The sequence below is a fragment of the Pararhizobium mangrovi genome (assembly GCF_006516965.1).
GTDB lineage: Bacteria > Pseudomonadota > Alphaproteobacteria > Rhizobiales > Rhizobiaceae > Pararhizobium_B > Pararhizobium_B mangrovi.
This window is the reverse complement of the sequence record NZ_VHLH01000009.1, coordinates 1-14780: the sequence shown is the minus strand read 5'-3', so window position 1 is coordinate 14780 and position 14780 is coordinate 1. Positions and strand designations below refer to the sequence as shown.

The 14780-nt window shown below is 64.2% G+C and carries 13 protein-coding genes and 1 tRNA gene; 5 read left to right on the top strand and 9 right to left on the bottom strand.

Annotation, left to right across the window (positions count from 1 at the left end; translation table 11 throughout):
- Positions 1-101: 101 nt before the first annotated feature.
- The 8 genes from FJU11_RS06895 to FJU11_RS06860 all read right to left on the bottom strand — a co-directional run bounded on the left by FJU11_RS06895 (position 102) and on the right by FJU11_RS06860 (position 9823).
- The gene (locus tag FJU11_RS06895; RefSeq protein WP_141166302.1) at positions 102-935 is read right to left on the bottom strand and encodes a tetratricopeptide repeat protein; all 834 of its coding nucleotides are present in this window, start codon (positions 933-935) and stop codon (positions 102-104) included.
- A 198-nt stretch (positions 936-1133) separates the two neighbouring features.
- Positions 1134-2363, bottom strand: coding sequence for an outer membrane protein transport protein (locus tag FJU11_RS06890; protein WP_141166301.1), 1230 nt, complete (start codon positions 2361-2363; stop codon positions 1134-1136).
- A gap of 102 nt (positions 2364-2465) precedes the next feature.
- Entirely contained in the window at positions 2466-5378 is a 2913-nt protein-coding gene (locus tag FJU11_RS06885) for a valine--tRNA ligase (RefSeq protein ID WP_141166300.1), read from the bottom strand.
- Positions 5379-5500: 122 nt separating this feature from the next.
- Positions 5501-5923: a YbhB/YbcL family Raf kinase inhibitor-like protein gene (locus FJU11_RS06880; protein WP_235890866.1), complete on the bottom strand. Its 423-nt coding sequence runs from the start codon at positions 5921-5923 to the stop codon at positions 5501-5503.
- Positions 5924-5927: 4 nt separating this feature from the next.
- On the bottom strand, positions 5928-7004 hold the full coding sequence (locus FJU11_RS06875) for a DUF2497 domain-containing protein (RefSeq protein WP_235890865.1): 1077 nt from the start codon (positions 7002-7004) through the stop codon (positions 5928-5930).
- A 161-nt stretch (positions 7005-7165) separates the two neighbouring features.
- On the bottom strand, positions 7166-8572 hold the full coding sequence (locus FJU11_RS06870) for a TolC family outer membrane protein (RefSeq protein WP_328591720.1): 1407 nt from the start codon (positions 8570-8572) through the stop codon (positions 7166-7168).
- A 358-nt stretch (positions 8573-8930) separates the two neighbouring features.
- Positions 8931-9605, bottom strand: a complete 675-nt coding sequence (locus FJU11_RS06865) for a protein-L-isoaspartate O-methyltransferase family protein (RefSeq protein ID WP_235890864.1) — start codon at positions 9603-9605, stop codon at positions 8931-8933.
- Between the two features lie 144 nt (positions 9606-9749).
- A tRNA-Cys gene (locus tag FJU11_RS06860) sits at positions 9750-9823 on the bottom strand.
- A 181-nt stretch (positions 9824-10004) separates the two neighbouring features.
- Between FJU11_RS06860 and FJU11_RS06855 the strand changes: the two genes are divergently transcribed.
- The 3 genes from FJU11_RS06855 (at position 10005) to argC (ending at position 12241) form a co-directional block, all read left to right on the top strand.
- On the top strand, positions 10005-10247 hold the full coding sequence (locus FJU11_RS06855; protein ID WP_141166299.1) for a hypothetical protein: 243 nt from the start codon (positions 10005-10007) through the stop codon (positions 10245-10247).
- 40 nt (positions 10248-10287) lie between these two features.
- Positions 10288-11241 carry an agmatinase gene (speB, locus tag FJU11_RS06850; protein ID WP_141166298.1) on the top strand — a complete coding sequence of 318 codons (954 nt, stop codon included), beginning with the start codon at positions 10288-10290 and terminating at the stop codon, positions 11239-11241.
- Positions 11242-11308: 67 nt separating this feature from the next.
- On the top strand, positions 11309-12241 hold the full coding sequence (argC, locus tag FJU11_RS06845) for an N-acetyl-gamma-glutamyl-phosphate reductase (RefSeq protein ID WP_141166297.1): 933 nt from the start codon (positions 11309-11311) through the stop codon (positions 12239-12241).
- Here the strand turns inward: argC and FJU11_RS06840 are convergent.
- Complete coding sequence (locus FJU11_RS06840; RefSeq protein ID WP_235890862.1) at positions 12225-13349, bottom strand: COX15/CtaA family protein; 1125 nt, start codon at positions 13347-13349, stop codon at positions 12225-12227. The two genes, argC and FJU11_RS06840, sit on opposite strands and share 17 nt — an antisense overlap.
- A gap of 135 nt (positions 13350-13484) precedes the next feature.
- Here FJU11_RS06840 and FJU11_RS06835 point away from each other — a divergent pair, with 135 nt between their 5' ends.
- Positions 13485-13682, top strand: a complete 198-nt coding sequence (locus FJU11_RS06835; protein ID WP_141166295.1) for a DUF2842 domain-containing protein — start codon at positions 13485-13487, stop codon at positions 13680-13682.
- Between the two features lie 98 nt (positions 13683-13780).
- A complete protein-coding gene (locus FJU11_RS06830) occupies positions 13781-14587 on the top strand; it encodes a glycosyltransferase (RefSeq protein WP_141166294.1) in 807 nt (268 codons plus the stop codon).
- Positions 14588-14780 lie beyond the last annotated feature (193 nt).

Sequence of the window (14780 nt, the reverse complement as noted above, 5' to 3'; positions counted from 1 at the left end):
CTTGCCCGATGAACCACATCGCGCTGCGATCGCCTTCGCGTGGGAAACCGGCACGATCGAACAGAGCGCTTCCGTATAAACCTGAAAGGCTTTAGGGCCTTTCAGTTGCTGTTGTCGGCCGTGTCGGCGGAAGCGACCATCGTATCGGCGAGCGAGGCTGCGGAGGTGCGCTCGTCCGTGCTCGCCGACGATTCGACCTTGGTGCGCAGGTCGTGGATCCAATCCGCGTCGGTGCCATGGGCATGGTCGAGCGCGACGGACATCAACGCCAGGCCGTAGACGTGGTGGCCCTCGCCGTAGATGATCTTGCCGAACAGGGCGGCCGCGCGGGCGCAGCCGGACTTGCGCGAGCGGTTCAGCCACTTTTTCGCCTGGGCGATGTTCTGCCGCCCGCCCTCGCCGTCCAGCATCATCTGGCCGAGTTCGAATTCAGCGTCCGGATAGCCGAACACGGAAGCGGCCTGGAAATAGACCTGACGCGCCTGCGCCGGATCGGCATCGACCGGGCTGCCGGGAATGCCCCGGCGATAGTAGCGCGCCAGCGCCATCAACGCGTTGATGAAATAGCCGGTGTCCGGCGAGCCCGGCTCGACGCCGACACGGGCGATCTCGTCGTAGATCTTGAACGCCTCGTAGTCGTTCTCGGCGACGCCGTCACCCTCGGCATACATGTTGGCGAGCGCCCAGCGCGCGCCGGCATGGCCCTTGTCGGCCGCGTACTTGTACGCTTCGGCCGCTTCGCTCTTGTGGCCGTCCTTGTAGGCGGAAAATCCGAAGCGGAAGAGATCGAGCGGACCGGAATCCTGGCTGATGCTCGCATCCGGATCGAACGCACGCGCCGGCACGCTCGTACAGAGCACGCCCACACCGAGCGCGCTCGCACAAATGCCGGCTGCCGCTGTCGTCCCGATCGATCGAGAGAAAGAAACGCGCATTCCCGTGCCTTCGACAAATCCCTGCGCGGGAACCCGTCGACATTGCCGGTCTTCGAGTGCCCGCCCCGTGTTTCCCACCGAGTGCACCCGATTTGTGGCTGTAACGCGGCGCGGTGCATAGGACCGGAATGGGTAAACCGGAGGATATGCCGGATCTGTTGCAGGCACGACACATTCCGTGAAGCGCGCGAACTCGCGTCAGAACCGCAGCGCGGCCGAAAGCGACAGCGCGCCGACGAAATCCGCGTCGAAATCGTAGCTTACGGGATCGAGAAGCTGGCCGTCGTCCTCGTAAAGGGCGTTCGATCGCCCGCCGGTCATGACGCCGGCCGCACCGGCAAGGGTCACGCGCCAGCGCTCGTCCGGGGTGACGACGAGGGCTGCGTCGACCGTCCAGCTATCGGTCGACGAACCGTAGCCGTTCGAAACGCCGCGATCCCACGTCAGGCCGGCGGCCGTCGTCAAACGTTTGGTGATTGCGTGCCCGACGCCACCCGAAACGGTCCATCCGTCGCGGTAGTAAAGATCGAGTGAGGTGAGCTTCGACCGGCTCGACATCGTGCATTCGTCCTCGCCCGCGCCTTTCGCGCAGAACGGGATCGACTGCAAAACGCTCCAGTCGGCCCATTCGAGCGAGCCGTAGGCGAGCCAGCCCGGAGCGATGCCCGAGCGCAGCTTCAATGCGAGCGTGCGCGGCATGGCGGCCGATGCGAAGCCGGAATATCTCGTCTCGAACGGCGTTCCCTTTCCGACGACCAGCGAGCCGTCGATATCGTCGAGATCGACCTGGGAGGTATAGACGAGGCTCGCGCGCAGCGCGATATCGGGGATCTCGTAGGCGACGCCGGCACGCCACGCATGCCCGTCGGCGTTCATGTCCAGCCGCCCGACCGTCGCCACCGGCCCCGTCGGCAGGGGCAGGAAGACGCGCTTCTCCTTGAAACCCGAAAGCTTCTCGCCGACGACGCCGCCGATCGCGCGAAATCGCCCCGGTCCGAGATCGAACGCGTAGGAACAGGTCGCCTCGAGGCTGTCGCTTTCAAGCTCCGTTTCGATGTTGCTGGTGGCACCCGCCCAGTCGTTGCCGGGCGCGACATGCGCGCCCCATGGCTGCGAATACTGGAACAGGCAGTCGATCGGTTCGCCGAAAGCGAACTTCATGCCGATACGGCTCGTGACGTAGTCCTTCGATTCCCTGGCACTCGTCGCATCGCCGGTAGCCGGTGCCGTTCCGTCGACCGAATGCACGTGCTTGAGAACACGGTGCGGCGAGACGTATGTCTCCCGCGTCTCGAAGGCGAAGGGGGAGGAATCGAACAGCAGATCGATATCGTAGCCTTCGCGCTCCAGCCCTCCCGCATGCGCGCGGCCGACCGAAACCAGGGCGACGACCGCCATAGTGGCCATACGCACGGCGTTTGCACGCATCGTTCAACTCCGTTCTCAAGTTCGCCATATGCCTTGAGAAGACGTAAAGAACGATGGTTGACGAATGGTTACGCGACGGGCGGCCGGTTTGACGGCCGCCGATCAACGCGCCTGTCGGATGCGACCTTCGGCGAGCGTGAGCTTGTCGCGGGTCTCGTGCGCTTCGGCGAGCTTTTCCCGTTCCGCCTCGACGATCCCGGGCTTGGCGTTCGCGACGAACTTTTCGTTGGCGAGCTTCTTTTCGAGCCGCGCAACCTCCTGTTCGGCCTTTGCCAGCGCCTTCGAAAGCCGCTCCGCCTCGCCGTCGAGATCGATCAGTTCGCCGAGCGGCAGGCACATGGTCGCCTCTTCGACGACGAGTTGCACCGAACCACGCGGTGGCTCGTCCGCCTTCTCGATCCGCTCGACCCGGGCAAGCCGCATGATCGCCGCTTCATGGCGTTCGAGCCGCTCGGCCGTGGTCGCGTCGGCACCGACGACGACGAGCGGCGCCTTCGCGGACGGTGGGACGTTCATTTCCGCGCGCGCCGAACGGATGGCCGAAACGACCTCGACCAGCCAGTTGATCTCGGCGGCGGCCTCCTCGTCGGCAAAGGCGATCTCGGGCCATGGCGCGTGGCAGGCGAGCGTCTCGCGCGTTTCACCGCGCTCGGCCGCCGTCTGGCGCCACAGCTCCTCCGTCATGAACGGCATGAACGGATGCAGGAGCTTGCCGGCCTCGTCGAGCACGTAGGCCATGCAGCTCTGCAGCTCGCGCTTGGCGTAGGGTTCGTCGCCGCCGAAGATCGGCTTCGCCAATTCGACGTACCAGTCGCAGAGCTGGTTCCAGACGAAGCGGTAGAGCGATGCCGCGGCATCGTTGAACCGATAGTCCTCCAGCGCCTCGGTGACCTCGCGGGCGGTACGGCCGAGTTCGGTCAGGATCCAGCGGTCGATCGTCAGCTTCGCCTTTTCCGGCACGAAGGTGTCGCCGCCGGCCGCCCCGTTCATCTGCGCGAAGCGCGTGGCGTTCCAGAGCTTGGTGCCGAAGTTGCGGTAGCCGGCAACCCGGCTCGGATCGAGCTTCACGTCGCGGCCCTTCGCGGCCATGATCGCCAGCGTGAAGCGCAACGCGTCGGCGCCGTATTCGTCGACGAGTTCGACCGGATCGATGACGTTGCCCTTCGACTTCGACATCTTCGCGCCGTTCTTGTCGCGAACGAGGGCGTGGAAATAGACGGTGTCGAACGGCACCTCGTCCATTACATAAAGACCCATCATCATCATCCTGGCGACCCAAAAGAAGATGAGGTCGAACCCGGTGACGAGCACGTTCGTCGGATAGTAGGTCTTGAGTTCGCGCGCGTCGTCCGGCCAGCCGAGCGTCGAGAACGGCCAGAGTGCGGACGAGAACCAGGTGTCGAGCACATCCTCGTCGCGCTCCAGGATCTCGCCGGGCTTGAAATTCTCCAGCTTGTCCTCGATGAACGCCTTCATCGGGCCGCCATGGGCGATGTAGTACTGGATCGCCGCCGAAAGGGCCGTCTCCTCGTCGCGTTCGACGAAAACGTGACCGTCCGGCCCGTACCATGCGGGAATCTGATGACCCCACCAGAGCTGGCGCGAGATGCACCATGGCTGGATGTCTTCCATCCAGCCATAATAGGTCTTGGTCCAGTTCTCCGGAACGATGCGCGTACGCCCCTCGCGCACGGCGTCGAGCGCCGGCCGTGCGAGCGTTTCGGCGTCTGCGAACCACTGGTCGGTCAGCATCGGCTCGATGACCACGCCCGAGCGGTCGCCGAAGGGCTGCATGATGGTCCGGTTTTCGACGAACGGTACCGAATTGCCTTCGGCGTCCGTCGTCGTCACCGCGAGGCCCTCCGCGGTGATCGCCTCGACAACCCGACGGCGCGCCTCGAACCGGTCGAGCCCGCGATATTCGTCCGGCACGAGATTGATCGCGTCGACGCGTGCGGCGTCCGGCTTGCCGCCCTCCTCGCGGATGGCCTTCGCCCTCGCGACTTCCTCCGCGTAAGGCTCGCCGTCGGAACGAAGGGCGGCCTTTTCGTCCATGAGGCGGAAGAGCGGAATGCCGTTTCGCACCGCGACGGCGTAGTCGTTGAAGTCGTGGGCGCCGGTGATCTTCACCGCGCCGGACCCGAAGTCGGGATCGGGATACGCGTCGGCGATGATCGGGATAAGGCGGCGATGTTCCTTCGGTCCGACAGGAATTTCGCAAAGTTTTCCGACGATCGGCGCGTAGCGTTCGTCGGAAGGATGAACGGCGACCGCGCCGTCGCCGAGCATCGTCTCGGGCCGGGTGGTGGCAATCGAGATGTAGTCGCGCGTCTCGCGCAGCGTAACGTTGCCTTCGGCGTCCTTCTCGACGTACTCGTACGTCTCGCCATCCGCGAGCGGATAGCGGAAGTGCCACATATGCCCGTCGGTCTCGCGGTTTTCGACTTCGAGATCGGAAATGGCGGTCTCGAAGGTCGGATCCCAGTTGACCAGCCGCTTGCCGCGATAGATCAGGCCGTCCTTGTAGAGCGAGACGAACACCTCGCGCACGGCGCGCGAAAGCCCCTCGTCCATCGTGAAGCGCTCGCGCGACCAGTCGCAGGAGGCGCCGAGGCGCTTCAGCTGGGTCGCGATGTGACCGCCGGACTGCGCCTTCCACTCCCAGATGCGGTCGATGAAGGCTTCGCGACCCATCTCGCGGCGTGTCGGCTCTCCCCTTTCGGCGAATTGCCGCTCGACCACCATCTGCGTGGCGATGCCCGCATGGTCCATGCCCGTTTGCCACAGCACGTTCTTGCCGCGCATGCGCTCGAAGCGCACGAGGATATCCTGCAGCGTGCTGTTGAGCGCATGGCCCATGTGCAGGGAGCCGGTAACGTTCGGCGGCGGAATGACGATGCAGTAGGGCTCGGCGCCGGTCTGCGCGTTCGCACCGGCGGCGAAGGCGTCTTCCTCTTCCCAACGCTTGGCGATGGCCGGTTCGACCGAGCCGGCGTCATAGGTCTTGTCGAGCATGAAAACACCGCGATGCGACGGGGTTGGCGATGTCGGGCTGTAAACCGGATGCCATCGCCCAAGTCAACTCGCCGGCACGCGCGTGGCGTTGCCTTCCCGGTGGAGGACCGGGCCGCGGCGTCTCAGGGCCGCGAATAGGGTTGCCGCGCCATGGCCGTGGCGAGAACTTCGCCGCCCGCACCGTGCGCCGTCGCGACCAGTTCGTAGGTATGGCGCGTGCCCTCCGGCGGACAGGGACCCTTGTAGCGGAAGGCACCGTACGGCACTTCCGCCCGCCCGTGATAGCGCAGCGAACCGCCACCGTGATGAAAGTCGGGCGCATCGAGATCATGCAGGACGAAATCGATCCGCGCGGCTTTTTCCGGCACGTCGGAAAGGTGGATCGGCGGCGATTTCGGATCGAAACAGGCCTTGGTCGGCCCCCATTCGAAGGAAAGCGACATCGCCGCCGCCGGCGCCGCCGCGGCCATGAGGGCCGTCGCGGCAGCGGCGAGCACGGCCGAAATCGGCCGACCGGCGCGCGCCACCCTTCGCCGGAAGACCATCGGCCTATCGCCGGGTGCCGCGCGCGACGCGTTCGATCTCCTCGCGCACCAGGCGTTCGACCAGCGTCGGCAGGTTGTCGTCGAGCCACTCGCGCAGCATCGGCCGGAGCATCTCCTCGGCGATCTCGTCGAAGGACCGGCGCGATTCCGCCGCCATCATGCGCGTCAGATCGTCGAAGGACGCGGCAACCTTCTCGCCCGTGGCGGCGGAGGTGAGTTGCATCGCCGTTGCCGAAGAAGCACTTCGATCGCCCTCGACCGTGGCGCGCGCGTCGTCGAAAACGCCGTCGTCGTCCGTGGCCCCGTCGGCAGGCGCGGTATCGTCGTGCTTGGCGGAAGCTGGCTCGGCCGTGGCGCTGGCCACCGCTTCTTCGACGTCCTCGCCGATCGGCTCGGTGCCATGCGGCTCGTCCCGATCCGGCTCGACGAACGGAACCTCGGCCTCGGTCTCCGGCGAACGCGCATCGAACGCCGTGCTCAGTTCGTCATTGGCGGGCGCCCCGTGCTCCGGGCTCCAGACATCCTCCATGTCCGCTGCCTCGTCGTCATCGACCTGCCAGGCGTTTGCTTCCGACGTTCGATCGAGGTCGGTGGACGGCTCGTCGTCGGCTTCGGTCTGGCCGAGCGCCATCGCCATATCCTGTGCGTCCGCCTCGAAGACGGAATCGAGGCGAAGCGCGGCATTGCCGAACGACAAGGGCGCCGTCGGCGCCTCGCTGCCCCGTCGCGCCTGCGGCGCCTGGGCCTCGTCGGCCCTTGCTTCCCGTGCGCGCGAAGCCACGTCGGCCAGCGAAACGGGCTCGGCCGTGTTGCCGCCCGAATGGACCGCGAACCGGCCCTCGCCGTGGCTCGCCATCGGCGACGGATCGAGCGCGTTCCCGGCCGCCGGCGCCCGTGGCTCGGAGCGATCGGCCGCACCCTCTTCGGCCGACAGCGCACGGTCGCGGCTCTCGGCGAACGGCTCACCGAAGGTACCGTCCGAACGATCGGCGATGCCGCTTTCGTTGCTTTCGATGATCCGGCGGATGGAGGCAAGGATCTCCTCCATCGTCGGCTCGCGGTTTGCGTTCGGCTGCGCCATGTCGGTTCCTCGTCCTAGCCGCATTGCGTTCCCGCCCCCGGGGTCCGCAACGAATCACGCAGAAATGCTAGGCGAAGATCGGCAAAAAAAGAATCCCCCGATGCACGCGGCACCGGAGGATACACAACTTGCGACAATCGGCTCGTCCGGCGAACGCCTGATCAGCGGCCGTCCACCGTGCGCAGGCCGTACCAACGATCCTTCGTTTCCTCGTAATGCACCTTCGGATCGTAGTTCGGCACGTTCAGGTCGAGACGCGGCACTGTCAGCCGGCCCATATAGGCAAGCAGCATGTAGCCGTAGACGGCCGCGTTCGCCTGCGCGGTCACCAGCGTTTCCTGGTTGTTCAGCAGGATCTGCTGCTGGTCGAGCACGTCGAGCGTCGTGCTCTGGCCGACCTTGCGCTCCTCGACGACGCCGTTGAGGGCGAGCTTCGCCGCGTCGATCGATTCGCGCTGGGCGGAGATGTTCGCCTTGAACGCCTGGTACTGGGACCACGTGCTGGTGATGTTCTGGTCGACCTGACGGCGGGTGGAATCGACCTGGATGCGCTGCTGGCCGAGCAGCTCCTTCGCCTGACGGATCTGGCCGGTAACGGCACCGCCCTGATAGATCGGGATGTTCACCGAGGCGCCGACCGTCGTTTCGGTGATGCCGTTATTGTTCGTATCGACGGAACCCTGAAGGTTGACGCCGGGCAGGAGCGCGCCCTCGGCCGACTTCACCTGATAGCCCTGCGCGTCGACGGAATACTGCGCCGCCAGGATATCCGGGTTTTCCTCCCGGCCGACGGAAAGGGCCGTACTGAGCGAGTTCGGTACGTATTTCGTCCGCGTCGGCGGAAACTGGATGCCGGAGGGTGCCGTACCGACGATCTGTCGGTAGACCGCCTCGCTCGAGGCTTCCTGAGCGATGGCGCTCTGCAGCGAGGCACGTGTTGCGGCGAGCTGCGCACGCGCCTGAGCGACGTCCGTGCGCGTGCCCTCGCCCACCTTCAGACGGGCGTCGGCAGCGTTCAGCTGCTCGCGCAGGAAGTCGAGGCTTTCACGGCGGATCTGCACGATCTGCTTGTCGCGCCCGACATTGGTATAGGCCTGCGCGGCCGCCTGGAGAATGCTGATTTCCGTGCCGCGAAGCTGCTGACGGCCGACGAAGACGTTGGACTTCGCCGCGCGAACGTTGTTCAGCGTCTGAAACCCGTCGAAGATCGGCTGGGTCAGCGTGATGCCGGCCGTGGCGGAATTCGTCGTAACGGCACCGAGCTGGACCGTACGCCGGGTGGGTTGGCTGTTTTCGTCAACGCCCGTAACGGTCGTCGAAAGGTTTCCCGTATCACGCGACGACTGGATGCCGAGCGATGCGGCGATCTGCGGACGAAGGCCGGACTTGGCGATCGCCACCCCCTCGTCGGTCGCGCGCAGTCCGGCGCGAGCGGCATTGAGATCCGGGTTGTTCTGGTAGGCCTTGGCCATTGCCTGGAAGATGGAATCGGCATGGGCCAACCGTGGCGCCATCATGGCGAGCGGAGATACACACGCTACGAAGAGCGCTTTTCGAAATGGTGACACGCTGAGACTCCCGACCACTGTGTCTTGCCGAACGTGCGACTGACGTTCATAGCTCGCCAAACAATATGGCGAAAAACGGTAACCATATCATTTAGCCGTCGGTTTGCATCTCCAGCGGGTGGAGAAGAGGACGCCACGTTGCACCGTCGCAACATGCACGCATGACCGGTCGACCGCCGGCGACTGCATACCCGCACTGGTTGGGGCGGACGGCAGGCGGCTCTTCGGGTCCGTTATCCAAACCGCCCAAACTGCGGTGAGCGCTCTTCAAACCGTTTGAATCAGGTTCGGCGCCCTATGTCCCGGTCTTGCGCATGGGTCGCCATGCCGGACTGCATCAGTCCGGCTGGAAAGCGCTCTAGAAGACGAAGGTCTCGGGCTTTTCGAAGCCCGGCAGCGGCCGGACCGAGGTGTTGAAGGCCGCCCGTTCGGCGACCGCACCGTCTTCCTTGCAATAGAGGCGCGCGCGCGAGGCGTTGCCGCTGCCTTCCACGCATACGAGCCGACCGCCTTCGCGCAGCTGCTCGAAGATCGCATCCGGCACGACTTCCACCGAGCCGTTGATGAAGATGACGTCGTAGGGCGCCTCTTCGGCGTGCCCTTCGGGCAGCGGACCCGTGACGACGGCCACATTGTCGTAGCCGAGCCTGGCGAGCGTATCGCTCGCCGTGTTCGCGAGGTCGTCCTCGGACTCCAGCGAGACGACCGAACCGGCCATCTGCGAGATGATGGCCGCGGCGTATCCGGTGCCGCAGCCGATCTCGAGCACCACGTCGTCGGGCTCGATGTTGGCGAGCTGCATCAGCTTGGCGAGCGGGGATGGCTCCATGATGTAGCGCGCCGGCTTGCCCTCGCCGGCCTCGGCGATCTCGATGTCGTTGTCGATATAGGCGAGCTGCTTGAAGCGCGCCGGAACGAAAGCCTCGCGCGGAACGGCCAGGAACGCATCGAGCACCGCATAGGACTGGACGTCCGTCGTGCGGATCTGCCGGTCCACCATCTTCACCCGCGCCGCTTCGTAATCGATCCCCATGCCCATGCTTCTCCGGTTGGTCGCGATCAACATCCCGCGCCGCGCGATACGCCCAGACGAACCGTGCTGGCGCCCGGCGGCGGCCCGGGATAGGCCGACCGGCGCGATTGTGCAAGCGTTGCAGGCGAACGGAAGAACGATGAATGGAGGCCTCGCCCGGAATCGAACCGGGGTGCAAGGATTTGCAGTCCTCTGCGTAACCACTCCGCCACGAGGCCCCCTCGGCGACGATGGCCGAAGGTCTGTCCGATTAGGATGATTTGCCCGCCGATGCAAGGGAGGTTGCGCCGCGAAGGCTGCACGTTTTCATTGCGGAATTCCGCCTGCTTTGGATGGCATGCGCGTAAAACTTCTGTAGATTGTGCCCGTTTCGACCGGGCCTGAAAGGATATGCGTTTCATGGATTCAGAGCATTTCGCCGTCATGCTTATGTCCGTCTTCGGCGCCCTGATCCTCGGCGGCCTCATGGCCGCGGGCATCGCCTGGCAGGACAAGCCCACCTTTCTGTTCGCGCTGGCGGGAACGGTATGCGCATGGAGCGCGGCCTTTCCGGTGATGTTCGACAAGCCGCGGATCTACGGCGTTCTGCTCGCCGTCTGCGTCGTCCTGATCGCGGGTTCCGTGGTCGCCTTCATCAACTGAACCGGGCCGTTCGAGCGGCCCAAGCGCGAGGTAAACGGTCATGCCCTCGAGCGCCATCGACAACGCCTTTACCGCCGCATCGGCAACCACTGCCGGTTCCGATCCGACCTATGCCGGCGCGCTGTCCTTCATGCGCCGGCCCTTTTCGAAGGAATGCACCGGCAGCGATTGCGTCGTTTGGGGCGTGCCGTTCGATTCGGCCGTGTCGAATCGTCCCGGCGCGCGCTTCGGTCCGCAGGCGATCCGCCGGGCCTCGGCGATCTTCGACAACGATCCGCAATATCCCTTCGCCCGCGACCTCTTCGCCGGCATGCCGACGAACGACTACGGCGACTGCCTCTTCGATTACGCGCGCCCGTGGGAAACGGCCGAGCGGATCGAGGACGAGGCGGCCGCCATCCTTTCGAGCGAGGCCTTCCTGCTAACGCTCGGCGGCGATCACTTCGTCACGTGGCCGCTCCTCAAGGCGCATGCCGAAAAGCACGGGCCGCTGGCGCTGGTGCAGTTCGACGCCCATCAGGACACGTGGCCGGACGACGGCGAGCGCATCGACCACGGTTCCTTCGTCGCCCGCGCGGTGGACGAGGACGTGATCGACCCGACGCGCTCCATCCAGGTCGGCATCCGCACCCATGCGCCGGACGATTGCGGCATCGCCATCCTCTATGGCGACGAGGTGGAGGAGATGAGCGCGCGTGCGATCGCCGACACGGTCATCGAGCGGGTCGGTACGCGGCCGGCCTACCTGACCTTCGACATCGATTGCCTCGATCCAGCCTTCGCGCCGGGTACCGGCACGCCGGTCGCCGGCGGACCGAGCACGGCGAAGATGCTCGCCGTCCTTCGAAGGCTTGGCCAGCTCGACCTCGTCGGCGCCGACGTCGTCGAGGTGGCGCCGGCCTACGACCATGCGGACGTGACCGCGATTGCCGGGGCGACGGTGGCGATGTATATGCTCGGCCTTCGCTGCGAACGCCTCGCCGGCGCGCGCTGAGCGCGAACGCACCGGCCGGGTCCGCGTTCGATCCGTCCCGAAACTCCGCTCTTTCGCAGGCAAGCCAATGAAACCGAAGGTCTTCATCGACGGCGAACACGGAACGACCGGACTGCAGATCCGCAGCCGGCTCCAGGGCCGTACGGACATCGAGGTCGTTTCGATCCCGCAGGCCGAGCGGCGCAACGCCGCCATGCGCCGCGACCGGCTGAACGAGGCGGACGTCGCGATCCTCTGCCTGCCGGACGAGGGCTCCCGGGAGGCCGTGTCGATGGTGGAAGGCAACAACGCCGTACGCGTCATCGACACGAGCACCGCGCACCGCATCGACGAGCGCTGGACCTACGGGTTCGCCGAAATGGAAGAGGCGCAGGCCGACCGCATCGCCGCCGCACGCCTCGTCACCAATCCCGGCTGCTATCCGACCGGCGCGATCGCGCTCCTGCGTCCGCTGCGCGCGGCCGGCCTGCTGTCGGAGAGCTATCCGGTGAGCATCAACGCCGTTTCCGGCTACACCGGCGGCGGCAAGCAGATGGTCGCGCGCATGGAGGATCCCTCGCACGACGAAGCGATCGACGCGCCGCATTTCCTCTATGGTCTCACGCTTGCGCACAAGCACGTGCCGGAGATGACGAAGCACGGGCTGCTTGCGCGTCAGCCGCTCTTCTCGCCTTCCGTCGGCCGCTTTCCGCAGGGGATGATCGTACAGGTGCCGCTCTATCTGGAGGACCTGCCCGGCGCGCCCTCCATGGAGGATGTCCACGGCCTGTTGAGCGACCACTACGCCGGTCGGGAAATCGTCACGGTGACGCCGCTTGCCGAAAGCCGCGAGATCGCGCGCCTCGACCCGACGCTCCTCAACGGCACGGACCGCATGCGCCTCTACGTTTTCGGAACGCCCGGCAGCGGAAGGGCCAATCTCGTCGCCCTGCTCGACAATCTCGGCAAGGGCGCATCCGGAGCGGCCGTCCAGAACATGGAACTCATGCTGGCCGACTGAGCCTGCCCTGCCCTTCGCCGATCGCGTCTTCGCCCGGCCGCGGACACGTGCCGACGAGACCCCGGCAATGCATGACGGCGGCGAGAAGCACGACGATCGCACCACCTTGATGCAGGAGCGCCCAGTCGATCGGCACCTCCAGGAGGAGCGTGGTGATGCCGAATACGGCCTGCACCGTGACCAGCACGAAAAGCACCATGGCGCGATTGGCATGGCGGGCACGCGGTACGGTCGCGAGCGTCACGATCATCTGCACCGCGATGAGCGTCCATAACAGGTAGGCGTTCGTGCGGTGCAGGAACTGCACGCATTTCGGGTTTTCGAAGAAGTTGCGCCAGACGGGCTCCATGGTGAAGAGGTCGTGAGGAACGATCGCGCCGTCCATCAGCGGCCAGGTATTATAGGAAAAGCCGGCATCGAGCCCGGAGACGAGGCCGCCGAGATAGATCTGGAGGAAGACGTCGAGCGCTACCAGACCCGCAAGCCAGACGAGCCAGTTCGGCGCCGCTTCGTCGCGCGGCTTGGCGGACAGCCCGGCATAGACCCAGGCGATCGCCGCGAGAATGATGCAGGCAAGCGTCAGGTGCGTGGCGAGGCGGTACTGGCTGACGTCGGTTCGATCGGCAAGACCCGACGAGACCATCCACCAGCCGATGAAGCCCTGCAGCCCGCCGAGCAGGAAGATGCCGACGAGCGGAGCCTTGAGGCGGCTTTCGAGGCGCCCCGAAAGCCAGAAGAAGGCGAGCGGGACGGCGAAGAGAATGCCGACGCTGCGCGCAAGAAGCCGGTGGCTCCATTCCCACCAGAAGATGCCCTTGAAACCGGCAAGCGTCATGTCCGGGTTCAGTTCGCGGTATTCGGGGATCTGCTTGTAGCCGGCGAACTCTTCCTGCCACTCGGCCTGGTTCAGCGGCGGCACGACACCGTGGATCGGATGCCACTTCGTCATCGACAGGCCGGAATGCGTGAGACGCGTCGCGCCGCCGACGATGACGAGCGCGCCGATCGCGAGCACCACGATCGCGAGCCAGGCGCGCAGGCGCCGCCGATCGCGCCCGACACGGTCGATTTCGCCTGCGATCCGGCTTCCGCCGGTGCGTACGTCCATGGTAGCAGCCTTCGTTTCCCGTGCGTTTGACATGCCCGAGGCTTGCGGTGGAAGCAAGGCGCGTGCGACGCTTTGCGCCAGTGCAAGGCACGATCCGAACGGATCGATCCGCCGCTCCCGCGACGAAAGGAACCGATGCCCGTTCGCCTGAAGAAGCTGGTCGGCAGCCTGCTCATCCTCCTGCTCGTCGTCGTCTACGCGCTCGTCGCGATGACCGTCGCCGCCTACCGCCTGCCCGGCACGGCATGGTGGGTCCAACTCGCCTTCTTCTTCCTGACCGGGATCCTGTGGGTGGCGCCGGCGATGCTTGTCATCCGCTGGATGGAACGTTAACGAACGGGGAAGCGAGTAAAACTTATTCCAAGTCATTTTACTACTAAAATGGTATCCGACGTTGGGGTTACGCATAGAGAGCGAGGAAGAAGTCTGCGATGCGCATTATGTCTGATGGTTATGTTGGCAAGGCGGCGGATGCCGGGGAGATTCGGGCCGACCAGCTATTTTGTCTACTTACACGCTTTAATATGCCTATTACCGGCTTCCGAGCTCCACAAAGTAACGTGGAGAAGGCAGCATGGGAAACTGCTCGAATTCCGATATTTCGGAAGTTAACGTTGCAATCTATTATCCGGCAAACTCGCCGTCCAGATCTGTGGCTCATCGGTTTTGATGCCAATAGAAAAAAAGAGATGGCTCCATTGATTGAAGAGTTATCCGCATTCTCTTGGATTGTACCCGTATGGTCTGACCAAGCCGAAGAAGGCGATCTCGGGTATTCTTCTTGTTTTGCAAAGAGAATTTGTGATTACTTATCGTATGATTTCAATCATGTCGTCACTTGTCGCGTCGATAACGATGACGCTCTTCATACTGATTACATCCACTCCATTGGGCGCTATACCACTCAACTTGAGAATGTATCTGACGAATGGCTCTCATTCCCTTTCGGCGCACAATACGCCGAAGGCGAAGCGCACGTCCATATTTATCCTTCGAGCCCCTTTTTAAGTAGAATTGAGAGCCGAAAAGTGTACGAACATTCATTTCGAGGGCGAACGGCTCTGTTTGGGAACCATAACAAGGTATTTGGTCGTGGTCGTGTTCATCAAATTTTTACTGAAGACCCCATGTGGCTAATGAATATGCACGGCGGAAACGCTATTAATGCACTTAATCGTTCTCTTCCCGCACTGACTGTCGATCATAAGTTTCTTTACTATTTTGGTATGCATAATTAATATTTTTTTATTTTTCGCAAATTCGCTGAGATACTGGAAACGCGAATGCATACTAGGGCGGGATGACTTCAATCTGAATCGCTGAGGATTCCGTTTGTCTCACGGTTGTGATTCAACATGCTGGCCGGAGGGAGGCCAGCATGGATGTCGAAAGCCTACTCGATGGATTTGCGCGAACGTGTTGTGAAAGCGG